This is a genomic window from Ensifer sp. ENS03, assembly GCF_014852035.1.
GTDB lineage: Bacteria > Pseudomonadota > Alphaproteobacteria > Rhizobiales > Rhizobiaceae > Ensifer > Ensifer adhaerens.
Map to the genome: position 1 here is coordinate 148,306 of NZ_JACVAV010000002.1, position 26,882 is coordinate 175,187.

The window sequence follows — 26,882 nt, forward strand, 5'->3', positions numbered from 1 at the left end:
GGACGAGGCCTTACGCCTTCTCCTTGCTGCGTCCCCATCCGTCTTCGAAAACCAGCTCGTCGAGCGGCAGGCGCTGGCGCCAGCCCTTCACGGCGAGTTCCGGCTGCTGATAGAGGCGATCGACATAGCCGAGGCAGAGCCAGGCAACGATCTCGATATGATCTGGGATGCCGAGAATCGCCTTGATCTCGGCCTCGTGGAAAATGCTCACCCAGCCGACGCCCACCCCTTCGGCCCGCGCCGCAAGCCAGAGGTTTTGCACGGCGCAGACGGTGGAATAGACGTCCATCTGCGGATTGTGGGTGCGCCCGAGTACGACGGCACCGCCGCGCGTGCGGTCGCAGGTGACACAGATGCTGAGCGGCGCCTTGCGGATGCCTTCCAGCTTCAGCGCACGGTACTTGGCCTGTTGTTCCGCCTCGAACATCAGCGCGGCCTCGTCATTGGCGCGGCGAAACGCATGCCAGACGCGCTCACGCGTTTCTTCCGCCCGCACCAGCACGAAGTTCCACGGCTGCATGAAGCCCACGGACGGGGCGCTGTGCGCAGCGGCCAGCAGGCGCAAGATCAGATCATCCGGCAATGGCGCGGGCAGGAATTCATCGCGCACGTCGCGACGTGTCTCGATGGCACGGTAGACGGCCTCCCGCTCTGGCAACGAAAAGGCGCCGGCAGCCGCAAGGCCGCCCTTCGGTTCAGTCAGCATCGTTCGATCCCCAACAATGCGAAAACCTCCCGCCGTCCACGCGGGGTTCGGTCTATCTCGCCAGGCCGGTCTTCTGACTTCGGTTCAACCGATCACCTCGCCTTCCCAGATCGCTTGAAGATCCAGTGGCAAAACCTTGAATCAATTCAAGGCTCTCTTAGAGGCGATCGTCCCCGTCACAGCGTTGGGCACGTTCCGGAATGACACCGGATTCCCGATTCTCCCGCTTTCGCGGGCACCTGACGACGGCACTAAGTGCACAGCCGTTTGAGAAAGACAAGCGGCGCCAACCCGGCCGGGACATGGCACGCCACTTTCCGCCGGCTACTGTCGAGCTTAGTCGTTTACCTCCACCTCAAAGCGGAGCGACCGGATGTGGCGAACCGTCATAGGCGCCCCAGACCGACTGATCGAAGCAAATCACCGATCCGGTCATCAGCCCGGACTCGGCCGACGACAGATAGGCGCAGGCCCGCGCCACTTCGGCCGGATCGACGAGCCGACCGAAAGGCTGGCCGGCCGCCGCCTTTTCGAGCCAATCGGCCGCCGCGCCATGAAACTCGCGCTGGATGCGGTCTTCGCCTTCGGACGCCATCCAGCCGATATTCAGCCCGTTGACGCGAATGCGGTTGCGAAGAAGCGCATAAGCCGTGTTTTTGGTCAGCGTTTCGAGGGCGCCTTTCGACGAACAATAGGCGGCAATGAACGGCTGGCCGGCCATCGCCGACATAGAGCCGATGTTGACGATCGTGCCCTCGGTCTTCTCCCGCCGCATGATCTTCACCGCCTCCTGCATCAGGAAGAACGGCGCGCGCACATTGATCGCGAACATGCGGTCGAAGAGTTCGGGCGTGGTGTCGAGGATCGTGCCACGGTCGGTGATAGCTGCGGCGTTGACCAGCGCATCGACCCGGCCGAATTCCGCGTCGCAAGCGGCGACCACCTTGCGGGCGTCCTCTACTTTTTCAAGATCGGCCTCGACATAGACAACTTTCGCACCGCTTGACTTGCCGATCTGCTCGGCCTTCGCCCGCCCCTTGGCGGCGTTGCGGCCGCAGATGACGATGCCTTCAGCGCCGCGCTCGGCGAAAAGGCCAGCAATCGTCGCGCCCAGTCCCTGCGTACCACCGGTGACGATGGCGATCTTGCCTTGCAATTGTCCACTCATCGAATTCCTCCCTCGGAAATGATCGTTTGAAACGGCTGCGGCTCCCGGCTAAAACACACCGGGAGCCTGTCAAATTGTAACTCGCTCGTCAGCTCAGCTTGCGCTTCGCCTGCGCCTCCAGCACCGAGAGAAACTCTTGTTCGCCCGTCCCCGCAGTGAGCGCCTCGCGCATCAACTGCGCCTGCGTCTTCGGCGCCAACCCGCCGAGTGGCGGATCCCGGTCGAGATTGGTGGGGAACGAATAGCCTTCGGCACAGGAGGAGATCGCGTTGGCCGCTTCCGCCTGCGTCAGCGTCCCGCCCGCCAGCAAGGCCCGCAAGGCCGGATAGAGCGTCGCGCTCATGGTCAGTCGGTCAACGGTTTCCATTGCGCGACCGAAGGCCGAAGACACCTGCAGCAGGTTGGCCACGCGGCGGATATCCCGGGAGCGGTTGGTGCCGGCGGCATGGAAGAGCGCCGGGTTGAAGAAGACAACGTCGCCCTTTTCGAGCGGAAGCTGCACGTGGTGTGCGTCGAAATAGGCGCGGAATTCCGGCCGGTTGAGCGCCAGATAGCCCGGCACATAGGTTTGGCTATAGGGCAAGAACAGCGTCGGTCCGCTTTCGAGCGGCATGTCGCAATGGGCAACCGCCCCCTGCAGCGTCAGCACCGGTGAAAGCCTGTGCACATGCGCCGGATACTGCTCGATCACGGCCGCAGTCTGGAAGCCGAGGTGATAATCGCGGTGCGCCGATTGCGCCGCACCGCCAGGATTGACGCGATTGACCTGCGCCGTCATCTGGTAGTTCGGCCCGAGCCAAGCCTCGCTGACGAGCGCTATGACGGCATTGCCGTAATAGGAGGCGAAATTCTCCGGCGCGTTCAGGCAGTGCTTTTCCAGCGAGTTCCAGATGCGGTCATTGGCGCCGGGTTTGGCGAAGTGATCGCCGCCGCCGCTGTTGCTGCGATGTTGCTCTTCGATGATGGCGCCAAAGACCCCGCTTGCGACGTCGATTGCTGTCGTATCGGCAAAGGCGCGCTTGAAAACCGCCACGCCAGGCCCGGTCGCCAGTACCTCGCAGATCTCCGCCAAAACAGAACGCCGCGCCTCGGCATCGCCGCACGCCGCAATCAGCGCGGCGCTGTCATAGATCAGGATATTCTTTTCGCAGCCGGCAGCATGGGGGTAGTCGGACAGACTGGTTTGGCGTTCGACTTCCGCCCGGAACGATTCGAGATCGCAAGCCTCTTCGGTGAGCCAGACGCGGTCGATCCGTTGGCGCGCTTTGTTGTCGGTCTTCATCGCGTTTCCTCCTCTGGAACATCCTGATGAACACGACTATAGGCGGCGGCAAAACATGATATAGAGCAAGAATCCATCAAAAATCCATCAGGAGAGCAAGGCGATGGCCCATCCGTTTCTGGTCAAGGACATCGCCTTTCAGGCCGGGCTCAGCACCGCGACCGTCGATCGCGTGCTCAACGAGCGGCCGGGCGTGCGCCGCCAGACGGAGGCCCGGGTTCGCGCAGCCATCGAGGAATTGGAGAAGCAGCAGGCCGGCCTCGACATCCAGGGGTGCAAGTTTGCGATCGATATCGTCATGGAGTCGCCACAACGCTTCACCGATGCGGTGCGTCGCGCCTTCGAGAGCGAGGCGATGACCTTCGCGCCCACCGTCTTTCGCTGCCGGTTCCACTTCGCCGAGACGATGCGCCCACAGGAGATCGTGCAACTGCTCGACCGAATCCGGCTGCGCGGGACCGACGGCCTGGTGTTGAAGGCGCCGGACGTGCCCGAGATCGTCGCCGCAGTCGCCCGTTTCGAGATGGGCGGCACGCCCGTCGTGACGCTGGTAACCGACCTGCCCCATTCCCAGCGGACGGCCTATGCCGGCGCCGACAACCGGGCGGCGGGCGAAACGGCCGCCTACCTCCTCGGGGAGCGCTTTTCCGGCGCGCCGGCAACTGTGCTGGTGACCCTTTCGAGCGGCCGCTTTCGTGGTGAGGAGGAACGCGAGATCGGCTTTCGCCGGGTGTTGCGCGAGCGCTATCCGGCAATCCGGATCGTCGAGATCAGCGAAGGCCACGGCCGCGACAGCGAAACCGGCCGCCTGGCTCACGCGGCGCTCTCGGCCAATCCCGATATCAACGCGGCCTATTCGATCGGTGGCGGCAATCGCTCCGTCCTTGCAGCCTTCGAGCGTCTCGAACGTCACTGCGCGCTCTACATCGCCCATGATCTCGACGAGGACAATCTGGCGCTGTTGCGGGAACGGCGCATTCACTTCGTGCTGCATCACGACCTCAGGACCGATGCGCGCACCGCCTTTCGCACGATGATGCTGCGGCCCGGCGCCCAGGCGCCGGCAATCGGCCCGCAGCTCTCCGCCGTGGTGGTGATCACGCCCTACAATGTTCCGGAGTAACGCTGCTGCCGATCCGCGGGTAGCGTTCAGGCCGCCGACTGGCCGTCGTTCTTCTCGGCCGGCAACACCATGTCGTCCGCCGTTTCGAAGCGGTTGCGACCGCGCCGCTTGGCCAGATAGAGCGCTTCGTCCGCAGCCAGCAGCAACTGGCGCGCCGTCAGGCCATGCCGCGGCGCAAAGGCGATGCCGGCGCTGCCGCCGACGACGAGCATTTGGCCCTCGAAAGCGACCGGCGTCTGCGCGTCGGCGATCAGGCCGGCCGTCAGGCTGCGGGCGTCGGCCTCGCTGCAATCGCCGAGAATGACCGCGAATTCGTCACCCCCAAGCCGCGCGACCGTGCCCTTCGGGCCAGCCCGGTTGCGAAAGCGTTCGGCCATGGCCACCAGCACGGCATCGCCGGCGGCGTGGCCGTGGCGGTCGTTGACCTCCTTGAATTCATCGAGGTCGGCATAGACGAGCGTGAACGGATGCGTCGATGCCCGCAACAGGGCCGCCGCCAGCATGTCGTCGAAGCCGCTGCGGTTCATCAGCCCCGTCAGGCGATCGTGCTTGGCAAGGTGCCGGTTCAGCGCCTCGCTCTGCTGCAGGGCGGCAAAGAGCGTCGAGAACCGCAGCGCCACGAAGGCCATCAGCAGTGCTGCGACGATCGCCATGATAATGACGCTCGGCAACAGCTCCGCGCGGACGAACCCACCGGGCGATTTCGGCACCCAGGCTGCCACGAGACAGGACGAATCGGAGCAGCGCCCGACAGACGCATAGGCACTGCCTGCAGGCCGCTCGTTGAGCGGAACAAAGGCCAGCCCGCGAATACCCAGCCGTGCCGCGATCTCGCGCGTCATTTTCGGCGTGACCGGCCGAACGGCGACCATCAGCACCGGATCGCGCCGTCCCGCCGGAACCACCAATGTCTCGGGGATGACCGCCTGCACCACGGCAACGCTCATCCGCCCACCGATCTCGCGCAGGTCCACCGCGTGGATGCCGGGCACGGCCGGCATCACGGACTGCGCATCCGGCGTCGTGACATCGAGATTGTAGGTGCCGTCGTTGTTCCTGAGCGCATTGTCGTAGCGGCGCTTGGCTTCGTCTACGAGATCGTCGACCTCGTCGAGCGGCACGCGGGCCACCTCTGCCGGAACCGATGCGCCGTCCTTGAGCGCCGTCGAAACGGTGCGGGCCGGATCCGTGAAGATGATCCAGGAGAAGCCGTAGTCTTCCCAAAGCCAGCCCGAAAGCTCGTCGGCGACGAAACTCTCGCTGACATGCCCCGTCGCCAGCTCCTCGTAGGTCTTGTCCCAGAAGGACACCTGCGCCTGGAACTGAACGACCGCATCCATCTGGTGGCGCAGCTCGTTTGCGACAAGCCGACGCTCGGCCGAAAGGCCGAAGCGATCGGCCTCGGTGACGGACCGGTCGAGGACATAGATGAGGCTTGCAATGATCAGGACCGCGACCAAGGTACAGGCGGCATGGATCGCCCAGACCGTCTTGTCCCGCTTTGCCTGCCGCAACGCCTTTTCCACCACGCCAGTCCCCCTCGTCCGTACCGGCCCTGCCGGGCATACTAGCACTTGTGGAGGTGCGATGCGCAACGATGGCAGCCGATACTGCCGGCACCCTAGCGACCAAAATCGAAGTTTGGCTTAAATAAGCTGGTGATAAAATACTTAACGATTTCAACCGGCTGAATCGCCCGACAATCAGCGGTCGCAGCGGGGATCAGGAGAACGCGGGCGACTGCCCGCGCCTCCCTCTGCGCATCCTATTGCGGCGCGGCCGCCGAAGCGCGCAGCAAGGCGACGATCTCGGCATTGCCTTGCTCCAGGGCAAGATCGCGTATCGACGGGCCGGCAGCGCCATCGCGCACGCGTGCATTCGCGCCCCTTTCGAGAAGCAGCCGCACCGTTCCTGCCTGCCCGTTGATCACGGCAAAGGCAAGCGGCGTCATCCAGTCGTGCTGTGGCTCCGGCCTGCCGCGCCCGCGAAACGTGCCGAACGGCGTTTCGATCAGATCCGGCTGCCGGTCGAGGATGTCGGCGAGGCGCGCGGCCACGCCAAAGGACGCAGCTGCGAAGATGTCGAGCGGCTGATCCTTCAGGAAAGTGACCATCGCGTCCTTGCCGTTGTATTTGGCCCAGCCGATCGGCGGTGCATGATGGTAGGGGTCGCGGGCCAAGGGATCGGCGCCGTGATCGAGCAGGCGCCTCGCCATCGCGACATGCCCATGCAGCGCCGCCTCGTGCAACGGCGTGCGCGAGGTCATGCGGTTGACGTCGAAGCCGAGCGAGAGCATCAGCGCCACAGCGTCATGCCGGTCCTCACCCGCCGCCTCGTGCAGAATGGCGGGGTGTGCAGCCTGGGTTCGAGCGACAAGTGTCGGATCCCTATCGACAAGTTCCCTCGCCTCGTCGGCCTTCACTTCCCCAACGGCACGGGCCAGCCGGTCGACATCCTCCAGCGGCGCTTCGGTCGCGCCGCGCGACACGAGGTATTGTGCCAGTGCCGGATCGCCGCCGAGCTCCGCCCATTGATAGGGCGTGCGCCCCTTGATCGGGCGATTGACGTCGGCGCCGTGCGCAACAAGCAGCCGGACGCGATCGGACATGCGTCTTTCCAGTGCCCAGGCAAGCTGATAGTCGAAGACGCGTTCGCCATTTTCGACCAGGCCGCCATCGTTGCGCACCAGCCAGTTGTTGCGGTCGTCGGCATTGAGGCCATGGTCGAGAAGCAGCTGGAGGCAGGAATTGTCCGGTTCGAACATCCGGTTGTAGAGCGCCTGGCTGTCATTGGCTCGGGCACCGGCATTAAGCAGCAGCCGCGCAAAGACAAGGCAATCCGGGTGCGGTGGCTGCCGCTCCGGCCCCGCCTCGCCCTCGCCGAAGACGCCGGTCAAAGCCGTGAAACGATACTGGCCGTCGTCGAGCCAGTAAGCGTTCGGATTGGCCCCGCGCGCAATCAGGCGGGCGCCCGCCGGCAGCGACGAGCGGCCGGGAACGCGGGCATATGCGGCGTAGAGCAACGGCTCCCAGTCGAACGGACCGCCGCGCTTCTCTGCGAGTTTCGGGTCGCGATCGAGAAAGCGGTCGATCGCCGCGGCGTCGCCGAGCGCAGCGGCCACGTGAATGTTGTCCCCGGCAATCTCAGGATGGTCCTTGAGAAGGTCGAGTGCCTGAGCGAACCGCTCGGGATCGGCAGCGACGTCGCCGAAATAGGAGACTGTCGCCAGAGCGAGAAAGCGGTTTGCGACCTGTTCGGTCGACGGCGTGCCGGTCTCGGCTTTCTCCAGATGCCGCTTCAGCCGCGTCCAGCTGGCAAAGCCGAATTCGCGGGCAAGCACCAGCTGGGCATCCTGAAGGCCCATTGCGGTCGGTTCGGAGAAATAGGGAAGCGCCCGCTGTCTTGCGCTGGCATCGCCAGCCTTGACGGCCTTCAAAAAGGCCTTGGCCTGCTTGCGGATCGTATCGAGGGTAATGTTCGCGGAAAGATCACGCGTGATCATGAAAGACCTCCTTTCATTCACGTCCGGTATCCGCGCCCACAGACTGAAAAGAGGTGTGGCAACCAAGTTCAGTGAAACAGGTGGGCCTTGCCCTTCCCGCGGATCGGATGCGCCCTGCGAACGACCCCATCGCTAGCATGGCCTCGATATACTTGTCCAGCGCGGTCAGCTTTCCCGTTCGTAGCGGACGAAGGCGAAACGATCGCCCGTAGGCGCCCAGTTGGGAACGTTGATCGTTCCCTGCCCGCCGAAGAGCTCGAACAGGATGCAGGCATTGCCGCCGTCCAGGTCCATCAGCCGCAACCGGACATCGAGATCCCTCGGATGATCGAAGACGTCGCCGTCATAGGAAAGCACAAGCAGATGCTTACCGTCAGGCGACGGATGCGGAAACCAGTCGCCATAGGGGCTGTCGGTGATGCGCGTGACGTCGCTACCGTCCGGGCGGATCCGCCAGATCTGCATCTGGCCGGTACGGCTCGAGTTGAAATAGATCCATTCGCCGTCTGCCGACCAATCGGGCCCGTCGTTGCGGCCCTCCCCATAGGTGAGCCGCCGCTCCTCGCCGCCGTCGACGGAGATCGTGTAAATGTCGAAGACCTGGTCGCGGATGCCGCAATAGGTCACCGTGTTCCCGTCGGGCGACCAGCCGTGCCAATAGGAGGGCAGGTTGCGGGTGACGAGCCGCGGCGTGCCGCCTTCGGCCGGCAGCAGGTAGATCGCCGATTTCCCGAACTCGGTCTTGTCGCTGATCGCGATCGTCGTGCCATCCGGGGAGAGGCCGTGGTCGTTGTTGCAGAGCGTCGCAAAACCGGTATCGATCTCCACCGGTTCGAAACCATCAAGGCCAAGCCGATAGAGCCTGCCGTCACCGTTTATGATCAGATGTGAGCCGTCCCGCGACCAGTTCGGTGCCTCGACCAGCCGGTCCGTCTGCCAGACAACCCGCGTTTCACCTGTTGCGATGTCATGGATTTCGACGGAACTGCGCATGCTCTTCTCTCCCGAACGAGGCCGCTATTTCTTGTCTTCACCCGCCGGCAGGGTCGCCAGAACCTTGGAACAGACCGATTGCATCAGAACGGAATCGCGTCGGTCCCGCCAGGTGGTGACCAGACCCCAGGCCAGCAGGAGCAGGATACAGATGAAGGCAACGCCGACGACGGTGAGGCTTCCGGCCGCAAGGCCATAGACCCCAAAGATCGCAGGCGTCGCGAAATAGCCGATCTGCGCCGAAAGCTGCCGGCCGGCGGAAACGTCGCTTGCCGACCACAGTCGCAGGAGCCGGATTTCCTCGTCCGTAAAATCTGGACGGCCCTGTCGGCCGTCCGTCTCTTCGGAGAGGATATCCATCGCCTAGCCCCGGTCGCGGAAGCGGTTGGTGATCGGGTAGCGGCGGTCGCGTCCGAAGTTCTTCTTGGTGATCTTGACGCCCGGCGCCGATTGCCGGCGCTTGTATTCGGCGATGTAGAGCAGATGCTCGACCCGGTGAACGGTCACCTCGTCATGGCCGCGGGCGACGATCTCGTCCGTCCCCATTTCCTTTTCCACCAGGCATTCGAGAATGTCGTCGAGCACCGGATAGGGCGGCAGCGAATCCTGGTCCGTCTGGTTGGGACGAAGCTCGGCCGAAGGCGCCTTGTCGATAATGTTCTGCGGAATGACGATGCCGGAAGGACCAAGCGCGCCCGGAGGAACCGTGGTATTGCGCCAGCTCGAGATGGCATAGACCTGCATCTTGTAGAGGTCCTTGATCGGGTTGAAGCCGCCGTTCATGTCGCCATAGAGCGTGGCATAGCCAACCGACATCTCCGACTTGTTGCCCGTGGTCACCACCATCGAGCCGAACTTGTTGGAGATCGCCATCAGGATCGTGCCGCGGGTGCGGCTCTGCAGGTTCTCCTCGGTGATGCCGGATTCCGTGCCTTCGAACGTATCGGAGAGTGCGCTGAGGAACCCTTCGACCGGCTCGGAGATCGGCACGATGTCGTAACGGCAGCCGAGGGCCTCGGCGCATTCCTTGGCGTCCTTCAGCGATTCCTGCGAGGTGTAGCGGTAGGGCAGCATGACCGTGCGCACCCGCTCCTCGCCGAGCGCATCGACGGCGAGCGCTGCGCAGATGGCGGAATCGATACCGCCGGAGAGGCCAAGCACGACATTCTTGAAGCCGTTCTTGTTCACATAATCGCGGAAGCCGAGCATGCAGGCGCGGTAATCCGCCTCCTCCCGCTCCGGCAGGCGCGACTTCAGGCCGTGCTCGCAATGCCAGCCGCTCTCGCCCTTCTTCCACTCCACGATCGAGATCGCCTCTTCGAACTGGCTCATCTGGAAGGCGAGCGACTTGTCGGTGTTGAAGGCGAAGCTGGCGCCGTCGAAGACCAGTTCGTCCTGGCCGCCGAGCTGGTTGGCATAGATCATCGGCAGGCCGGTCTCGATCACCTGCTTCAGCACGACCTGATGGCGCACGTCGACCTTGCCGCGATAATAGGGCGAACCATTCGGCGACAGCAGGATTTCAGCACCGCTTTCGGCCAGCGTCTCGCAGACGCCGAGATCGCCCCAGATGTCCTCGCAGATCGGAATGCCGATGCGCACACCGCGGAAATTGACCGGTCCCGGCATCTCGCCCGGATCGAAGACGCGCTTCTCGTCGAACTCGCCGTAGTTCGGCAGATCGACCTTGTCGCGGATCGCGATCACCTTGCCATCGTCGAGTACTGCCACGGCGTTATGTCGGCCGGTCTTCGACAGGCGCGGGAAGCCGATGATGACGCCCGGGCCGCCATCGGCCGTCTCGGCGGCCAGCTTTTCGACGGCCTGGAGGCAGGCCTTGAGAAAGGCCGGCTTCAGAACAAGGTCTTCCGGCGGATAGCCCGAAATGAACAGCTCCGTCAAAAGCAGGAGATCGGCGCCCTGTCGCGCCGCATCGGCGCGCGCCTCACGCGCCTTGGCCAGGTTTCCGGCGATGTCGCCCACGGTCGGATTGAGCTGGGCAACGGCGATACGAAGGAGCGAGGGGGCGTTTTTATGGGCGGTCATGAGCGGGCCTGTCGGTCTGTCCTGAACGATTGCATCTGACTTTCGCAATGTTCTTTAGCGCAATCTGCGGAAAAATACCCACAGCCAATCGCAGCCACGCGAAAAAAACCGAAAACTTCTGTTTTTCCCGGTCCTTATACTGGGCCGTTCGTGCGGCTTCACGCCACGAAAAGCCACCCTCCATTCCCGTTAAGAAACCATTCATCCCCTGTTCAAAATGACGGGCGTATGACAGTTACACGACGCATTTATGAAATTGGAGAATATGTTGGCCAGTATCGATTCCGCTGTCGCGCGAGGCTCACGTGTCTATGCCGACCGACCCGGCTTCGCCGCACGGCACGCCAAGACGCTCGCTTCCACGCGCAGCGCCCTGTTCTCCCTGTTCGTTGCAACTGCCCTTGTCTTCGCCGTTGAACTGATCGTCCGTCAGTCGCTGACCGATACCCTATCCTATGTCCTCGACCCGACGCGCCCGGCGCTGACGACCATCGGCATATTCTTTCTCATTCTGCTCGCTGTCGACGGTATTTTCGGCCGCGAGCACAAGTCCGCCGTGGTGATCGCGCCGCTGGCACTTCTGCCGGCCGTCATCTGCCAGCAGAAGCAGGTGTTCCTGTCCGATCCGCTCTATCCGACCGACTTCCTGTTCGGCCGCCAGATCATGGAGCTGATGCCCGTGCTGGTAAAGGACCGTCCGTGGACGGCGGTCGGCATCGCGGTCGGCCTGGTTGCCACCGTCGTCGCCATCGCCCTCCTGTTGCGCTTTGCCTGGCGGACCTTCCCGAAGCTGACGACCCGCGAGCGTGTCGCCCGCCTCGCCTTCGCGCTGCCGCTGCTCGTCGCCTTCTGGAACATCATGGATTACAACCAGTTTTCCTGGATCCGTGATCGCCTGAAGGTCATCCCGATCATGTGGGACCAGACCGAGAACTATAAGCACAACGGCTTTGCGCTCGCCTTTGCGATCAACCTGCCGATGGCCAATGTCAGCGCGCCCGCCGGCTACATGGCCGACGCGATCGACCGCATTCCGGTGAAGCCGCTTCCCGCCGGCACCTCGCACCGCGGCAAGCCCGACGTCATCGTGCTGATGAGCGAATCCTTCTGGGATCCGACCCGCCTGCCGAACGTCAAGCTGTCGCCCGACCCGATGCCGACGATCCGCGAAATGCAGTCGGGCAACGTCTTCTCGCCGGAGTTCGGCGGCATGACCGCCAACGTCGAGTTCGAGGCGCTGACCGGCTTCTCCAACGCGTTCCTGCCTTACGGCAGCATCCCGTACCAGCAGTACATCCGCAATCCGATCCCGTCGCTTGCCACCTTCTTCCGTGGCGAAGGTTACGTCTCGCGCGCCATCCATCCGTTCCAGAGCTGGTTCTGGAACCGCACCGCCGTCTACAAGGCCTTCGGTTTCGACATGTTCAAGTCGGAAGAGAACATGCCACCGATGCAGAAGCGCGGCATCTTCGCCTCGGACGACTCGCTGACCAACGAGATCATCCGCCAGGCCGACGCGATGGACGACCCGTTCTTCTTCTTCGCCGTCACACTCCAGGGCCATGGCCCCTATGAGGCCAACCGCTACGCCAACAACACCATCAAGGTCGAAGGCGACCTGCCCGAGGCCGACCGCCAGGTGCTTGCCACCTACGCGCAGGGCATCAAGGAGGCTGACGACAGCCTGAAGAAGCTGATGGACTGGGCCAAGAACCGCGATCGCGAAACGGTTATCGTGCTTTTTGGCGACCATCTGCCGCCGCTTAACACCGTCTATACCAGCACCGGTTTCATGAAGGGTGTGACGGCGGAGCGCAAAGGTTCGAAGGAGCAGATGAAGGCGCAGCATGAAACGCCGCTCGTCGTCTGGTCGAACAAGACTGGCCCGAAGAAGAACGTCGGCACCATCAGCCCGGCCTTCCTCTCCTACCAGATCCTCAAGCAGTCCGGTTACGAGCATCCCTACTACACCGGCTTCCTCGGCAAGGTGTATGACCAGTACCGCGTCGTCGACCGCTACATGCTGATCCGCAAGAATGGCAAGGAAGTCGCCGAGTGGTCGCGCCAGCCGAAGGTGCCGGCACTCCTGCGTGACTACCGCTTCCTGCAACACGACATGATGTTCGGCGACCGCTTCTCGACCGACCGGTTCTTCAAGTCACACGCTGATCTCTTCGCCAGCGTCGAGACCCACTGATCGAAGACCGGAGCGGCCAGCAACCGCTCCGGTCCTTGCAGCATTTTCGCGTACCGCCTGATTTCCTTGCGGCGCTGACGCGCTAGATTGTCTCCGGCCAACTCCGGAGATCGCCATGCCGCACTTCAATGACATATCGAAACAGCTTTTCGGCAAGCCGCTCAGCGAGCTCGGAGAGATCGAGCGCCGCATTCTTACCCATGCCCGGGACCGACGCACGCTCGCCACCGATTCACATGCCGCCTTCACGGCACGGCTCTCCTTCGGCGACAGGCTCGCAGACAACATCGCCCGCGTCGGCGGCTCCTGGAGCTTCATCATCGGCTTCTGCGGCTTTCTCGTCTTCTGGGTTTTGCTGAACACCATTCTGCTCGCCACCGGCGCCTTCGATCCCTACCCCTATATCTTCCTCAACCTGATGCTTTCGATGCTCGCCGCGCTGCAGGCTCCGGTCATCATGATGTCGCAGAACCGTCAGGCGGAGCGCGACCGCTTCGCTGCCTCGAAGGATTACGAAGTCAATCTCAAGTCGGAAGTCGAACTGATCGCGCTGCATCACAAGGTCGACGACGTGTTGCTGCGCGAGATCTCCGAATTGCGCGCGGACCTGGCGACGCTCAACCGGCAGCTCGAACGCTATCGCACGCCCCCCGGACAGGAGTGACCGGACCCCGGCCGAACCGGGACGATGCGCTGGCGATACGCAAGCCTGCCCTCGCGCGGATTCGGCGCCCGGACGCGGGCGCGCGCAGCCGCCGCGACAGGCGAAAACTAGCTCATTTTCATAAATACTAATTCAACTGTGAATACACATTTTGCAACATTCGCGAAATGAATTGGGATTCAACAACTTATCAGAGTATGAAAAAATTAATATTTGAGGATCACGTTATGGGTGCAGGGACATTCGAGAAATACAGCAACGTGGGTACGCGGAGATGCTGCAATGTCCAACTTCAAGCGCCTGTTAGGCGGCCGGGACGGGGCCGCTGCGATCGAATTTGCAATAATAGCACCACTCTTCTTCATGTGCGTGCTGACCCTGATCGCCTATGGCGTCTATCTCAGTGCCGCCCATTCCATCCAGCAGATTGCTGCCGATGCCGCCCGCACAGCCATCGCCGGCCTCTCCCAAACCGAGCGTGAACGGCTCGCGACCGACTATATCCGTCGCACGACGATGGATCAGGCCTTCATCAAGTCGTCGCGCATGACCGTCACCGTCAGGGACGACGCCAACAACGCAAACCAGTTCACCGTCCGGATCAAATACGACGCCGGCGACCTGCCGATCTTCAACCTGTTCACATTCGCCATGCCGAGCGAACAGATCGAGCGCTTCGCAACTATTCGCATCGGAGGGGTCTGATATGCTGTGGAAACCCATGCGCTCCCTCGCCCGAGCCCGTAACGGCAATATCGGTATCTCGGCCGCCCTGGCCATGCCGTTGGTGATCACGTCCATGGCCCTTGCGATCGACTACGGCTACCTGACCGTCCAGAAGCGTGAAATGCAGTCTTCGGTCGATCTCGCTGCGATCGCGGCAGCGGCCAACGTCTCCGCCGCCGAGAAGGCCGTGCTCAATCACTTCGCCAACAATGGCCTGAACTACGGCGTATCGACGCCGAACGGTTTGTTGACCATCGACGGCAAGACCCTGCCGCCCGGTGACATCAGCACCGCCAAGCTTGATGGCGTCGCGACCGTAACGCGCGGGCGCTACGTCCCCGATCCGTCGGTCGATGCCGGCCAGCGCTTCATCAAGGACGCCACGCCCACGGACGCCGTGCAGGTGATGCTCGAAAGGAAGGGTGACATCTTCCTCGCCTCGATCTTCAGCGCCCCGCCGGACCTCAGCGTCTACGGCACGGCGGCGAGTTCGAAGATCGCGGCCTTCTCCGTAGGCTCCCGTCTTGCAAGCCTCAATGATGGGCTGCTCAACTCCATCCTCGGGCAGATGCTCGGAACGACGATCTCGCTCAAGGTCATGGATTACCAGGCGCTCATCGACGCCGACATCGATATCCAGCCGTTCCTGAAGATCATTGCGACCAGGCTCAACCTGACGGCGGCGTCCTATGAAGACGTACTCAAGGCAAACCTGACGATGCCGCAGCTGCTTGCCTCCATGCGGCTCGTCCAGGGCCTGTCCGGAACGGTCACGGCCGCACTCAAGAGCATCGAGCTTTCGACCTCGAACGACAAGCGCACCTTCACCTTGGCGCAAATCCTCAACCTCGATCCGAAGAAGAGCCTGCAGGTCGACGCCGGCTCCGATTGGGCGATGCGCGTGAGCGCGCTGCAGATCGTGTCGGCGGCTGCAGCCATCGCCAATGGCGAAAACCAGATCGCCCTCAATGCCGTGGCCGGCCTTCCGGGGATCGCATCTGCCAAGGTCAAGCTTGCGATCGGCGAGCCGCCCGTCGAAACGCCAAGCCACCGCCTCGGCACGCCCGGCGCAGCAATACGCACCGCCCAGACCCGCCTTGCCGTCGAAGTCAACGTCGATGGCCTGGCCGCCCTTGCCGGCATTCGCATCCGACTGCCGATCTATGTCGAACTCGCCTATGCGGAAGCCAAGCTCGCCGACATCAGGTGCTATGGCGGCACGCCCGAAAATGCTTCGGTCAGCGTCGATGCCGTGCCCGGCATTGCCGAAATCGCCATCGGCGACGTCGATCCGGCGGTCCTGTCCAACTTCTCGTCAGACGCGCGGGTTCAAAGAGCCAAACTCGTGGACGCCCTGGTGGTCAAGATCGATGCGCTGGCCCATGTCGAGGCGCAAAACCTCAAGCCGACGCGCCTGAGCTTCAGCCCGTCCGAGGTCGCGGCCCGGTCGATCAAGACGGTCTCGACCAAGGACATCCTGACCTCGACGACGCAAACGCTCCTCAACAATCTCGACCTGAACATACAGGTCCTGTTCCTGACGCTCGGCAGCCCGACCATCGTGCAGCAGGCATTGGCCCAAACGCTTGGAGCCGTCACCAAGCCGGTCGACGATCTGCTCTACAACCTTCTGCTGCTCGTCGGCGTACGGGTCGGCGAGGCCGATGTCCGCGTCACCGGCGTCAAGTGCCAGTCGCCGGTCCTGGTGCAGTAGACCCGTTCGAACGGGGCGTTCGACGGCCACCGTCAACGCCCCGTTGAACAAATTCGGTTGCTGACACGTTATGCACAAGGTAGCCCTAGTAAAAGGAATGCAGCTGAGCGCGGCTGGCCGGCGGGGCACCGAGAGTGCCTTTCACTTGGCGGGCCGCGCAAGCATTGGGGGTGTGCGCAGCAGATGCATGTGATGGCAGAGCAGGAAGGCGCTGCGCGGGATGGCTCGCTCGCCTTCACCGCGGAAGGTTTTCTTTGTCATCCGGAGTTACGCAACGTGCTCCAGGCGAGCGCGCGCGATCTGATGGCGGCCTACGACATGTTTCCCCGCATCGCTCGCCTTGTCGCCTCCCACCAGAAATGGACGCTCAGCCAGGCCGTCTACGCCCTGCACCTCGAGCGTGAGCCCGGCAACCCCGAAACGGGAGTTACGACCGCCCGCCTTCTCAAGTTCATCCATGAGACCGGCGGCGCCAGCCGCAATACCGCCGCTGCCTTCATCGCCGAACTGCTGACCTACAAGCTTTTGCGCGACGCGGAGGGCGGCAGGGGTCGCAAGAAGATCCGCCCGCTAGAGCCGACTGAAATCAGCGAAGGCGCCATGCTGCGCTGGTTCATGAGCCAGATGGGAACGCTCGATCGCTTCGACGGCCAAGGCCGTGTCGCCCGCGTCGAAGCCGACCGCACGGTTTTCGAGCGGGCTCAGCCGATCGCCGCCCGCCTGCTGCTTTCGGATCGCCGGTGGACCCAGCCGCCGGAAGGTGTCGCGGCTTTCGTCTGGACCGAGTGCGGTGGCCTCCTGCTCGACGATCTCATGGCGCGGCCGAAGAACCTTGAGCCTGTGGACGGCAAAGTCTGGCTGGAGGCGAACCTCTCGGATCTCGCCACGCATTACATGATCTCGAACACCCATATCCGGCGGATCTTCACGCGGGCCCAGGATCTCGGCTTGCTTGGAAGAGCCGATGAGGGGCAGCGCGGCCTGTTCTGGTTGAGTGAGCGGCTGATCGAGGAATATTGCCAATGGCAGGCAGTTAAGCTTGCCGGCCTTGCCAACGGCTTCGAGCAGGCCGAGCGACAGGCGGCAAACCCGCCGGCCTGAACCTCAGACGCGGCCGGCTGCGAATTTCGGCAGGTCGTCCTTGATCTCGTAGAAATCGCCCTGATCTTCGCAGAAGATATGGTAGCCCGGCTTCAGCACCGTCGGCTTGTCAAAGGCGCCCGCGAGGATCGAGGTGTAATCCGAACCGTCCGCCTTCCAGAACAGCGCTGACCCGCATTGACGGCAAAAGCCCCGGCTGGCGCTGTCACTGGCCCTGTACCAGGTTACGTTTTCCGCGCCCTTCAGCTCGAAGTCCTGGTCCTGCACGTTGGTGGCGGCGTAATAGAGCCCGGTCTGCTTCCGGCATTGGCTGCAGTGGCAGAAGATCAGCTCGCGCAACTCGCCGCGCGCTTTGAAGCGAATGGTGCCACAAAGGCAGCCCCCGTGATGAATGTCCTGCATTGCCCCTCCCCAAGTTCATGACCCCTCGATCCTGCCATGGAGCGTGCCGACGCAAGCCACAGCCCGCGCCGCGCCCTGCTCCAGACACGAAAATGCCGGGCCAGCTTCCAGAGCCGGCCCGGCATTGTCAAATTCAAAGCATCCAAGCGACGTTCAGAAAACCTGAACAATGCCAGAGATTTAGATCAGCCGTTGACGACCATCTTCTTCTCGTCGCGGCCGCCCTTCATGCGTTCGGCGAGCAGGAAGGCGAGTTCCAGCGCCTGGTCCGCGTTGAGGCGCGGATCGCAATGGGTGTGGTAACGGTCGGCGAGATCGTCGCCCGAAAGCGCACGCGCACCGCCGGTGCATTCCGTCACGTCGTTGCCGGTCATCTCGATATGGATGCCGCCCGGGTGCGAACCCTCGGCGCGGTGGATCTGGAAGAAGCTCTCCACTTCCGACAGGATCCGCTCGAACGGACGGGTCTTGTAGTTGTTGAGCGTAATCGTGTTGCCGTGCATCGGGTCGCAGGACCAGACCACCTTCTTGCCTTCGCGCTCGACCGCACGGATGAGGCGCGGCAGATGCTCGGCCACCTTGTCATGGCCGAAACGGCAGATGAGCGTCAGGCGGCCGGCTTCGTTGGCCGGGTTCAGAAGGTCGATCAGCTCCAGCAGGCCATCGGCCGTCAGCGACGGGCCGCACTTGAGGCCGAGCGGGTTCTTGATGCCGCGGCAGTATTCGATATGCGCATGGTCGGGCTGGCGGGTACGGTCGCCGATCCAGATCATGTGGCCGGACGTGGCGTACCAGTCGCCCGAGGTCGAGTCGACGCGCGTCAACGCCTGCTCGTAGCCGAGCAGCAGCGCCTCATGGCTGGTGAAGAAATCGGTCTCGCGCAGGCTCGGGTGGTTTTCCGAGGTGATGCCGATCGCCTTCATGAAGTCCATGGTCTCGGAGATGCGGTCCGCAAGCTTGCGGTAGCGTTCCGCCTGCGGGCTGTCCTTGACGAAGCCGAGCATCCACTGGTGCACGTTGTCGAGGTTGGCATAGCCGCCCATCGCAAACGCGCGCAGAAGGTTCAGCGTCGCAGCCGACTGGCGGTAAGCCATGATCTGGCGTTCCGGGTTCGGAATGCGCGCTTCCTCGGTGAACTCGATGCCGTTGATGATGTCGCCGCGGTAGGACGGAAGCGTCACGTCACCCTGCTTCTCGATACCCGAGGAGCGGGGCTTGGCGAACTGGCCGGCGATACGGCCGACCTTGACCACCGGCTGCTGTGCACCGAACGTCAGAACGACGGCCATCTGCAGGAAGGCGCGGAAAAAGTCGCGGATCGTGTCAGCGCCGTGCTCGGCAAAGCTCTCGGCGCAGTCGCCGCCCTGCAGCAGGAAGCCGCGGCCTTCAGCGACATTGGCGAGGGCACTCTTCAGACGACGGGCTTCGCCCGCAAACACCAGCGGCGGATACTTCGCGAGGCGCGCTTCGGTCGCCTCAAGCGCTGCCAGGTCCGGATATTCCGGCACCTGCTGGATGGGTTTCTGCCGCCAGCTGTTTGGAGTCCAAGTCTGTGCCATTTCGATCACCTGTTGTCTGCCGCGGATCCAACCGCGCGGGTCACGCCCTGACGGCCAATGGCGGCCGCCCGGTATTCTGAAATTTCACTCAACATCCGCTCGCCCTGCCCCGGTCACTTGGCCAAGCCTCGTGCCCGCCCAGCCGGAAACGCCGCGGAATGCGGGCTTATAGACGTTAAGGAAACGCTTGGAAAGCCATCCTACCAGAATTCATTGCTTTGCAGGGCGCCCGGGGCGCAACGATATTTCCGCGGAGCGCACGATCCCGAAAGTCCTGCTCCCTATATCGAAAGAACGATGCGCAGTTTCAATGGGATAGTGGCATCCCTGATGCTACAGCCGCCGCCAAGATAGGCGACAGATTGTTCAGCGATCGTGCCCGGCGGCTTGCGGCCGGCAATGGCTGGCCCTCACGTCCCAGCGCGCGCCTGTGCGTTCGGTGAGTGGCGCATCGGAACGCGTCAAGCGCGCGTCCGATCTGCGCCGGTTAAGCAGAAAAGAGAAGGCCGGCAGCACCCAGTGCAGGCCACGCCACTCCGGTCCGTCGAGCGGATCATCCAAGCCGTTGCGTGACCCGCGGCGACGTTCACGCTGCAGAACCGTCCACATGACCGCCCAATGTTCAAACATGGTCTCGCCTCCTTTGCCTTGAGACAATCGGAGACCTAATGTCTTCGCCGGCAGCGTTGTAGGCGCACCGTTGAAAGACGTCTTTCATCCGCGAACGGAAGTCAGGGCGGACGACCCGCGCTACTACGAGACAATGACCGCCATGGAGTGCTTATGGCCGAGGCAGCCTGGGACGATTTGAAACTGTTTTATCACGTTGCGACCGAGGGTGGCTTGAGCGGGGCTGCCACGCGAACGGGGTTGAGCGCGCCGACCATCGGCCGCCGCATGCTCGCGCTCGAGCGAGCGACCGGCAGGGCACTCTTCATCCGCAGCCAGCAAGGCTATCGCCTCGCCCACGATGGCCAGATCCTGCTCGAACATGTCCGTGCCATGCGGAATGCCGCCGCAAATATCTCCGACTGGCACCGCGACGCCTTCGCCCTGCCGATCGTCTCGGTCGCAAGCGACGCCTGGGTCGCAGGTTTCGTCGCTGATCATTCAACCGATATCCGCGCCACTGGCGACAGTTTTCGCTTCTGCTGCAAGCATGCGCATCGCGGCCTCGACTTGACCTTCAGAGAGGCCGATGTGGCCGTCCTGTACGAACAGCCCGGCTCCGGCAACGTGGCAGTGCGCCGCTCGGTGAACATCGCCTATGCCGTCTATCGCGCCGGCAACATGCCGGAGCGCGAGGACTTTCCCTGGATATCGATTGGCACCGAAGTTGCCAGCTCGCCGGCTGAAAAATGGGTCTTTGAAAACCGCGAGCAGCAGATCCATACGTGGACCGACAGTGCCGCCCTTCTCGTGCGGCTGATCCGCAATGGCGCCGGCCGCGGCGTCCTGCCAGCCTTCGTCGGCGAAGGTGATCCATTCCTGAAGCGCGAAGGCGAATTGATCGAGGGCCTGACGCATCCGTTGTGGATCGCGGCAAACGACGACGACCGGCGCCGTCCGGAAGTCCGGACGGTCATCGATCGCCTCGCCGATCTTTTCAAACGCGAGGAGGCGCGGTTTGCAGGAGCTTCCGCCTGACGCGGCTCAGACCCGCTCGCCCTTGCGGATGCGATAGGACGGCGAATACATCGTTACCAGCTCTTCCGCCGCCGTCGGGTGCACCGCCATCGTCCGATCGAAATCGTCCTTGGTGCAGCCGGCCTTCAGCGAAATACCGAGCAGCTGTGCCATTTCGCCAGCGTCATGGCCAAGGATGTGAGCGCCGAGCACCTTGCGGTCGGCGGCATTGACGATCAGCTTCATGATCATCTTTTCCTTGCGGCCCGAAAGGGTCGCCTTCATCGGCCTGAACTCGGCGCGGTAGACTTCGAGTTCGTCGAACCGGCGCGCCGCTTCCTCTTCGGTCAGACCGACAGTACCGATTTCCGGCTGCGAGAAGACGGCAGTCGCGATCAGATCGTGGTCCGGCGACACCGGATTGTTCTTGTACTCGGTCTCGATGAAGCACATCGCCTCATGGATCGCGACCGGCGTCAGCTGAACGCGGTCCGTCACATCGCCAAGCGCATAGATGCCGGGCGCGCTGGTGCGCGAGAAGGCGTCGACGATGATGGCGCCGCGCTCGTCCGTCTTGACGCCGGCGGCCTCCAGGCCGAGACCTCTGGTGTTCGGCACACGCCCGAGCGCCAGCATCACCTGGTCGGCGACGATGTCGCCGTGTTTCATCGTGTGCGCGACGCGCTTGCCGTCGGCGTCGAGCGCAACGGACTGGATGATGTCCTCGCAAAGGATGCGGATGCCCTTCTCCTCCATCGCGACGTGCAGCCCGCGGCGCAGGTCATGGTCGAACCGCGAGAGAATTTCCTTGCCGCGATAGATCAGCGTCGTCTCGACGCCGAGGCCGTGGAAGACATTGGCGAACTCGACGGCGATGTAGCCGCCGCCGGCGATCAGGATCGACTTCGGCAGTTCCGCAAGGTCGAAGGCTTCGTTGGAGGAAATGCAGTGCTCGTGGCCCGGCAGCGCGTCATGCGGGGTCGGATGACCTCCGACGGCAATGACGATGCGTTCGGCCGTTACCGTCTTGCCGCTGTCGAGCAGGCGAACCGTGTTCGGGCCGACGAGCTCGGCGCGCGTATGCAGGATTTCGGCGCCCGCATTGTTGAGGCCCTTCTGGTAGAGCCCTTCGAGCCGGGTGATTTCCTGCTCCTTGGCGGCGACCAGCTTCTTCCAGTCGAACGTGCTTTCGCCGACCGTCCAGCCGAAGCCCGCTGCATCTTCGAAGTGCTCGGAAAACTGCGACGCGTAGACATAAAGCTTCTTCGGAACGCAGCCGCGGATAACGCAGGTGCCGCCATAGCGAAACTCTTCCGCGATCGCGACCTTCTTGCCGAGGCTTGCCGCCAGGCGCCCGCTGCGCACGCCGCCCGAACCGCCGCCGATTACGAAAAGGTCATAGTCGAAAGCGGGCATGGGCAGTCTCCTGAAAGCAAGCGGGCCGAAATGGCGATCTGAAAAGCGCGCCGAACGATCCTGGGCCGACACGCAACCGGGCGCAGCCGATGGCCGCGTCGCAGGCACATATAGTGGAGCCTCCGGGCAAAAGAAAAGCCCGGATCGCTCCGGGCTCCTCGAAACGTGATGAAGGCGCTCGGCGCCGCAGCTTATTGTGCCGGCGCCTGAACTGCACCTTCGGCTGCTGCCGGCTGGGTGGAGCCGACCTTCTCGTCGAGCGACTTGGTCGCTTCCTGGGTCAGGTCGCGCGATACGCCCGATGCCCAGATGTCTGCGGCCTTCAGGAGTTCGCGGGATGCGATCGGGCCGTCGTTCAGGAGCTTCTTGCCGGCGGCCGAGTTGTAGAACTCGGTGATCGCGTTCAGCTCTTCGAGCGAAAAGGTCTTGGCGTAGATCGTCGCGGCTTCGTTCTCGAGATCGGCGCGGCGGGCGGCAAGGCTCAGCGCCTTGTCGTCGACGGTCGCGGTGATCAGTTCCTGATGGTTCGGCGATGCCTGGATCAGCGTGTTCTTCAGACGCTCGGCAAGGTTCGGCAGAATGTTGTCGAAGCTGTTGGTTACGCCGAGAGCAGCGATCGTCGCGCGCGCCGCCTTGATCTGGTCTTCGGAGACGTCTTGGGCCTTAACCGCCGGAACGGACGCGGACAGCAGAACCGCGGTGGCAGCGAAAGTGCGGACAAGACCTGCGAGTTTGTTCATTTTTACCCTTGCTCCTGTGTTTGTCGCATGCTGCCCGGGCGATTGCCGCCGCCAGGCCCGCATGTATGGAAACCTGTTGTCTTCACCGCTCCTGCCCCTGACGGGGCAGCGAAGCCGGCTCACGACGCAGTCAGCGTGCGTGCCCCTTGCGGCCCGGCAATGATTGCCAGCGAAGCGATACCGATGAAAAGCCCGTGCTCGACGACGCCGGGAATGGCATTCAGCTCCCCGGCGAGCGCATCTGCATCAGGAATACGGCCAAAAGATGCATCGAGAATGAGGTGCCCGCCGTCCGTCAGGAAGGCGCCGTCATGGGACTGGCGCACAGTGATATCGCCGGAAAGTCCGAGGCGCGAGGCAACCTTTTCGATCGCGATCCGGGTTGCCACCTGACCGAAAGGATTGACCTCGATCGGAAGCTTGAAGGCGCCGAGAACGTCGACCACTTTCGTCTCGTCGGCAATCACGATCATGCGCTTGGACGCAGCCGCAACGATCTTTTCGCGCAGCAGCGCGCCGCCGCCGCCCTTAATCAGACGCAGCTGACCATCGACCTCGTCGGCGCCGTCGATCGTCAGGTCCAGTTCGGGCAGCTCGTCGAGCGACTTCAGCGAAACACCGAGTTCGAGGCAGAGCCGCGCCGTGCGCTCCGAGGTGGGAACGCCTTCGATGCGAAAGCCCGCTGCAACCTTCTCGGCCAGGAGCCGCACAAACTCCTCGGCCGTGGAACCCGTGCCGATGCCGAGACGCATGCCGTCTTCGACATATTCGAGCGCCGCGGCCGCGGCTTTGATCTTCATTTCACGGGCGTCCATGCGCCGGTCGCTCCCTTGTGATTCGCACGGGCAGCAGGCCGCAATCAGCGAACGGCCGCCCGTTTTCCGCTGTGACACTTACACGCCCGACGACGCAAACAAAAGTCAAAATGAAATCGGCACTCAGGATTCCGTGTGCTTGCCGGCGTCGCTTGCCATTGCAATCGCCGATGAGTTCGCCTACCCGATCAACAACGGTTTTCAGCGCCAAGAGGTTTTCTCCTTGTCTTCTCCCATTGTCGTCTTCGATCTCGACGGAACGCTCGTCGACACGGCGCCAGACCTGGTCGCCAGCCTCAACCATGCGGTGACCCAGGCCGGCGTCGAGCCGGTCACCTACGGCGACCTCACCCATCTCGTCGGCCACGGTGCCCGCGCCATGATCGAGCGCACCTTTGCGATGCGGCAAAAGCCGCTGGCCGAAGACATGCTGGAATGGCAGCTGAAGGAATTCGTCGATTTCTACCACGGCTCGATGCCGGGCGATTCGCTGCCCTATCCGGGGCTGGTCGACGCGCTCGACCGCCTATCCGGCGCCGGCTTCAAGCTCGCGGTCTGCACCAACAAGCCGGAAAAGCTCGCCACGCGTCTGCTCGAACGGCTCGGCCTGATCGAGCGCTTCGCCGCGATATCGGGTGGCGATACCTTCGAAGTGCGCAAACCGGATGCCGCCCACCTGCTGCGCACGGTCTCCAATGCCGGGGGCCTGGCAACCCGCGCCGTGATGGTCGGCGACAGCCTCAACGACTTCCTCGTCGCCCGCAATGCTCAGGTGCCCTCGATCGCCGTTCCCTTCGGCTATTCCGATGTGCCGGTCGAAAGCCTCGACCCCACCGTTGTCATCAGCCACTTCGACGAACTGACCCCGGATCTGGTCTCGGGCCTGTTTTCCAAATAACAGACAGGAAAAAGGCCGCTCGAAGCGGCCTTTTTCTTGCTTATCCTTCCGCCCGGCGTGCGCCGCGCGTCGCCTCGAAGGCCCGGTTCATATACATGTCGCGCTCATAGACGTCGTTGAAGTACTCGACCACGCCGTCCTTGTTCGGCCAAGCCGTGAAGTAGGCGACGTAGACGGGAACCTTCACCGGGACCTGCAGCGCCTTGTTGCGGCCGCCGGCGATCTCCTTGCCGACATCGTCGACGCTGGTGCCGAGCACGGCCGCCGCCATCAGGCGCGGATCGGCAAGCCGCACGCAGCCATGGCTGAGCGCGCGATTGTCACGCTTGAAGAAGCTCTTCGACGGCGTGTCGTGCATGTAGATCGCGTGACTGTTGGGGAACAGGATCTTCAACTCGCCAAGCGCATTGTCGCTGCTCGGCGGCTGACGCACGGCAACCGATGCGGTCGAGCCGTTCCAGTTAACCGATGCGGACGGGACCGGGCGACCGCCGACCTCGACCTGGTAGCCCATGCGGTCGAGATAGTTCGGGTCGCTCCTGAGCTTCGGCAGCATCTCGTTGACGATGATCGACTGCGGCACGCCCCAGTAGGGGTTGACCTCGACCGTCTGGATCTCGTCCTGGAAGAAGTAGGTCTGGTTCGCCTTGGACCCGACGACGACGCGCATGGAGAACTGCTCGGCGCCCTTGTCGGCGTAGGTGGCGGTAAAGGCCGGCTGGTTGATGAAGACGTAGCGGTCGCCGAGACCATCCGGCAGCCAGCGCGCCTGCTCCATGGCGATTTCGAGCTTGTTGATCTTGGAGGCGACCGTGTCGCCGCCCGTCAGGATGCGAAGCGACGCCTGGCCGACGACACCGTCGGCCTTGAGCCCGTGCTCCTGCTGGAAGGCCTCCACCACAGTAACCAGCTCCGGCGTGTATTCCGGCGTGCCCTGGTAGGCGGCAAGAACCGTGGCATGATCGGCCTTCAGCTTCTCCGAGCCCTTGAGGCGGATAGCTGCGATGATGTTGGCCAGCTCGGGATTGCTCTGACCCGGCTTCAGCAGCGTGCCGGGCGCGATTTCGACGCGCTGCTCAACGCTCTGCTCGGAGCGCAGCTTCACCAGTTCGGCAGAGAGAGCGGCAAATTGCGCGCTCTTCGGGTTCTGCTCATTGAGAAGCGCGGTCATGTCCCTGCTTGCCGACATCTTGTCGAGAAGCGGCAGCAGATCCACCGTCTTGCGCTTGAAGTCGTGATAGCCGGAGATCTTGTTCGGGTCGATGCGACCGCGCACCGTGTCCTGCACGTAGCTGAGCGTCGCTGCCGAAAGCGCGATCTCGAACTGCACAAGCTCTTTCTCGCGGGCGATCATGTCGCCGCGATCGAACGTATCGGAGGGCACGCTGACGGCATAATCCTGCGGATCGAGGCCGACCTTGGCGGCGTCGGCAAGAACGGCAACCGCCGCCTTTGCCTTGGCGTTGACGCCTTCGGCGCCAATCCAGATGTAATCCATGCGGGCGCCGTAATGGGCTTCGACCGCCTTTGCGACGTCACCCGAGGCGCGCACATTGATGCCGGGAAGGAACTGCCGCGCGTCAGCCAGCGGCATGCGCAGCACCGGCGGCAGCGCGTCGTTGCGCACGGAGCCGGTGACCAAGGGATCGAGCAGCTTGTCGGTTGCGATCCGACGCAGCGGCTCCGCCTTGTAGGTATAGTATTTCGGGCCGGTGATCTTCGGCAGCGGCTTGGCCGCCTGCTGCGGGTCAGCCATCGTGCCGACGCCGGGGAGCGGCTGGGTCGGTTGCACCTGCTGCGCCTCGGGCTTTTTTCTGCCTGCCCGAATGAAATCGCCGAACGTGAAGGCCGAAGCCGGCCGCGCGTCCATGGTCGCGATCGCACAGCCGCTCATGAGCGCCACGATCGCTGCCGTCTTAAGAACTCTCATATGAAACTACGTCCCCGTATCGCGTTGTCGCCGAATTCGGCTGAAGCCAGATTCTCGCCACGCCCTCGTGCGCTAAAAGTTATAGAAAAGGATGGTGAATGAAAAGGAAACGCGCCGATAACGATCGTCCTCGAACCTCCGTTTAGAATCTCCCCAACACCTCATTTGCAGGACGTTCAGCGAGCGATAAAAATTTGATCCCACTGGATTTTATTTCGGTGCGCGCGTTGGCACGGGCGGCGGCCGGCGATCGGCGCTGGAAAAGAAGATGGCG

General features: G+C 63.1%; 24 protein-coding genes and 1 riboswitch. Of the genes, 8 read left to right on the plus strand and 16 right to left on the minus strand.

The window, feature by feature from the left end; translation table 11 throughout:
• Window positions 1-10: 10 nt before the first annotated feature.
• The 3 genes from bluB to IB263_RS07360 all read right to left on the minus strand — a co-directional run bounded on the left by bluB (window position 11) and on the right by IB263_RS07360 (window position 3,156).
• Window positions 11-706, minus strand: a complete 696-nt coding sequence (gene bluB / locus IB263_RS07350; protein WP_060520702.1) for a 5,6-dimethylbenzimidazole synthase — start codon at window positions 704-706, stop codon at window positions 11-13.
• 45 nt (window positions 707-751) lie between these two features.
• Window positions 752-964: riboswitch (cobalamin riboswitch) on the minus strand.
• Window positions 965-1,061: 97 nt separating this feature from the next.
• Window positions 1,062-1,874: an SDR family oxidoreductase gene (locus tag IB263_RS07355; RefSeq protein ID WP_112770871.1), complete on the minus strand. Its 813-nt coding sequence runs from the start codon at window positions 1,872-1,874 to the stop codon at window positions 1,062-1,064.
• 88 nt (window positions 1,875-1,962) lie between these two features.
• Window positions 1,963-3,156 (minus strand): phytanoyl-CoA dioxygenase family protein, encoded by a 1,194-nt coding sequence (locus tag IB263_RS07360; RefSeq protein ID WP_060520700.1) that lies wholly within the window; start codon window positions 3,154-3,156, stop codon window positions 1,963-1,965.
• A gap of 103 nt (window positions 3,157-3,259) precedes the next feature.
• On the opposite strand from IB263_RS07360, the gene IB263_RS07365 reads away from it, so the two are divergent.
• Window positions 3,260-4,279, plus strand: coding sequence for a LacI family DNA-binding transcriptional regulator (locus tag IB263_RS07365; protein WP_060520699.1), 1,020 nt, complete (start codon window positions 3,260-3,262; stop codon window positions 4,277-4,279).
• A gap of 26 nt (window positions 4,280-4,305) precedes the next feature.
• On the opposite strand, the gene IB263_RS07370 is transcribed toward IB263_RS07365, so the two are convergent.
• The 5 genes from IB263_RS07370 to IB263_RS07390 form a co-directional block, all read right to left on the minus strand.
• Window positions 4,306-5,805: a diguanylate cyclase domain-containing protein gene (locus IB263_RS07370; RefSeq protein WP_192438122.1), complete on the minus strand. Its 1,500-nt coding sequence runs from the start codon at window positions 5,803-5,805 to the stop codon at window positions 4,306-4,308.
• A gap of 239 nt (window positions 5,806-6,044) precedes the next feature.
• Window positions 6,045-7,781, minus strand: coding sequence for an ankyrin repeat domain-containing protein (locus tag IB263_RS07375; protein ID WP_192438124.1), 1,737 nt, complete (start codon window positions 7,779-7,781; stop codon window positions 6,045-6,047).
• A 165-nt stretch (window positions 7,782-7,946) separates the two neighbouring features.
• Window positions 7,947-8,774 (minus strand): TolB family protein, encoded by an 828-nt coding sequence (locus IB263_RS07380; protein ID WP_113188733.1) that lies wholly within the window; start codon window positions 8,772-8,774, stop codon window positions 7,947-7,949.
• A gap of 24 nt (window positions 8,775-8,798) precedes the next feature.
• Window positions 8,799-9,134: a hypothetical protein gene (locus tag IB263_RS07385; protein ID WP_113080107.1), complete on the minus strand. Its 336-nt coding sequence runs from the start codon at window positions 9,132-9,134 to the stop codon at window positions 8,799-8,801.
• 3 nt (window positions 9,135-9,137) lie between these two features.
• On the minus strand, window positions 9,138-10,820 hold the full coding sequence (locus IB263_RS07390; RefSeq protein WP_034795073.1) for an NAD+ synthase: 1,683 nt from the start codon (window positions 10,818-10,820) through the stop codon (window positions 9,138-9,140).
• Window positions 10,821-11,088: 268 nt separating this feature from the next.
• On the opposite strand from IB263_RS07390, the gene IB263_RS07395 reads away from it, so the two are divergent.
• From IB263_RS07395 to IB263_RS07415, 5 genes are all read left to right on the plus strand, one after another.
• Entirely contained in the window at window positions 11,089-13,017 is a 1,929-nt protein-coding gene (locus IB263_RS07395; RefSeq protein WP_082572785.1) for an LTA synthase family protein, read from the plus strand.
• A 115-nt stretch (window positions 13,018-13,132) separates the two neighbouring features.
• The gene (locus tag IB263_RS07400; RefSeq protein WP_034795080.1) at window positions 13,133-13,681 is read left to right on the plus strand and encodes a DUF1003 domain-containing protein; all 549 of its coding nucleotides are present in this window, start codon (window positions 13,133-13,135) and stop codon (window positions 13,679-13,681) included.
• A gap of 282 nt (window positions 13,682-13,963) precedes the next feature.
• The gene (locus IB263_RS07405; RefSeq protein ID WP_034795083.1) at window positions 13,964-14,386 is read left to right on the plus strand and encodes a TadE/TadG family type IV pilus assembly protein; all 423 of its coding nucleotides are present in this window, start codon (window positions 13,964-13,966) and stop codon (window positions 14,384-14,386) included.
• Between the two features lies 1 nt (window position 14,387).
• Window positions 14,388-16,121 (plus strand): TadG family pilus assembly protein, encoded by a 1,734-nt coding sequence (locus IB263_RS07410; protein WP_246810979.1) that lies wholly within the window; start codon window positions 14,388-14,390, stop codon window positions 16,119-16,121.
• 183 nt (window positions 16,122-16,304) lie between these two features.
• Window positions 16,305-17,222, plus strand: coding sequence for a hypothetical protein (locus tag IB263_RS07415; protein ID WP_192438126.1), 918 nt, complete (start codon window positions 16,305-16,307; stop codon window positions 17,220-17,222).
• Window positions 17,223-17,225: 3 nt separating this feature from the next.
• On the opposite strand, the gene IB263_RS07420 is transcribed toward IB263_RS07415, so the two are convergent.
• The 3 genes from IB263_RS07420 to IB263_RS07430 form a co-directional block, all read right to left on the minus strand.
• A complete protein-coding gene (locus IB263_RS07420) occupies window positions 17,226-17,624 on the minus strand; it encodes a GFA family protein (RefSeq protein WP_060520690.1) in 399 nt (132 codons plus the stop codon).
• A 185-nt stretch (window positions 17,625-17,809) separates the two neighbouring features.
• Entirely contained in the window at window positions 17,810-19,183 is a 1,374-nt protein-coding gene (locus IB263_RS07425) for a class II 3-deoxy-7-phosphoheptulonate synthase (RefSeq protein WP_034795289.1), read from the minus strand.
• A 366-nt stretch (window positions 19,184-19,549) separates the two neighbouring features.
• Window positions 19,550-19,813: a hypothetical protein gene (locus tag IB263_RS07430; protein WP_060585013.1), complete on the minus strand. Its 264-nt coding sequence runs from the start codon at window positions 19,811-19,813 to the stop codon at window positions 19,550-19,552.
• 153 nt (window positions 19,814-19,966) lie between these two features.
• Between IB263_RS07430 and IB263_RS07435 the strand changes: the two genes are divergently transcribed.
• Window positions 19,967-20,830 carry a LysR family transcriptional regulator gene (locus tag IB263_RS07435; RefSeq protein ID WP_113294054.1) on the plus strand — a complete coding sequence of 288 codons (864 nt, stop codon included), beginning with the start codon at window positions 19,967-19,969 and terminating at the stop codon, window positions 20,828-20,830.
• Window positions 20,831-20,836: 6 nt separating this feature from the next.
• Here IB263_RS07435 and gor read toward each other — a convergent pair whose 3' ends face one another.
• The 4 genes from gor to IB263_RS07455 all read right to left on the minus strand — a co-directional run bounded on the left by gor (window position 20,837) and on the right by IB263_RS07455 (window position 23,991).
• The gene (gor, locus tag IB263_RS07440; RefSeq protein WP_060600835.1) at window positions 20,837-22,225 is read right to left on the minus strand and encodes a glutathione-disulfide reductase; all 1,389 of its coding nucleotides are present in this window, start codon (window positions 22,223-22,225) and stop codon (window positions 20,837-20,839) included.
• 191 nt (window positions 22,226-22,416) lie between these two features.
• Window positions 22,417-22,965: a DUF2059 domain-containing protein gene (locus IB263_RS07445; RefSeq protein ID WP_034795099.1), complete on the minus strand. Its 549-nt coding sequence runs from the start codon at window positions 22,963-22,965 to the stop codon at window positions 22,417-22,419.
• Window positions 22,966-23,084: 119 nt separating this feature from the next.
• Window positions 23,085-23,780, minus strand: a complete 696-nt coding sequence (gene rpiA, locus IB263_RS07450; protein ID WP_034795102.1) for a ribose-5-phosphate isomerase RpiA — start codon at window positions 23,778-23,780, stop codon at window positions 23,085-23,087.
• Window positions 23,767-23,991 (minus strand): hypothetical protein, encoded by a 225-nt coding sequence (locus tag IB263_RS07455; RefSeq protein ID WP_192438594.1) that lies wholly within the window; start codon window positions 23,989-23,991, stop codon window positions 23,767-23,769. The genes rpiA and IB263_RS07455 overlap by 14 nt, the downstream gene beginning before the upstream one ends.
• 12 nt (window positions 23,992-24,003) lie before the next feature.
• On the opposite strand from IB263_RS07455, the gene IB263_RS07460 reads away from it, so the two are divergent.
• Window positions 24,004-24,678: an HAD family hydrolase gene (locus IB263_RS07460; RefSeq protein WP_034795292.1), complete on the plus strand. Its 675-nt coding sequence runs from the start codon at window positions 24,004-24,006 to the stop codon at window positions 24,676-24,678.
• A 40-nt stretch (window positions 24,679-24,718) separates the two neighbouring features.
• Here IB263_RS07460 and IB263_RS07465 read toward each other — a convergent pair whose 3' ends face one another.
• A complete protein-coding gene (locus tag IB263_RS07465) occupies window positions 24,719-26,608 on the minus strand; it encodes a murein L,D-transpeptidase (RefSeq protein ID WP_192438128.1) in 1,890 nt (629 codons plus the stop codon).
• Window positions 26,609-26,882: the final 274 nt, after the last annotated feature.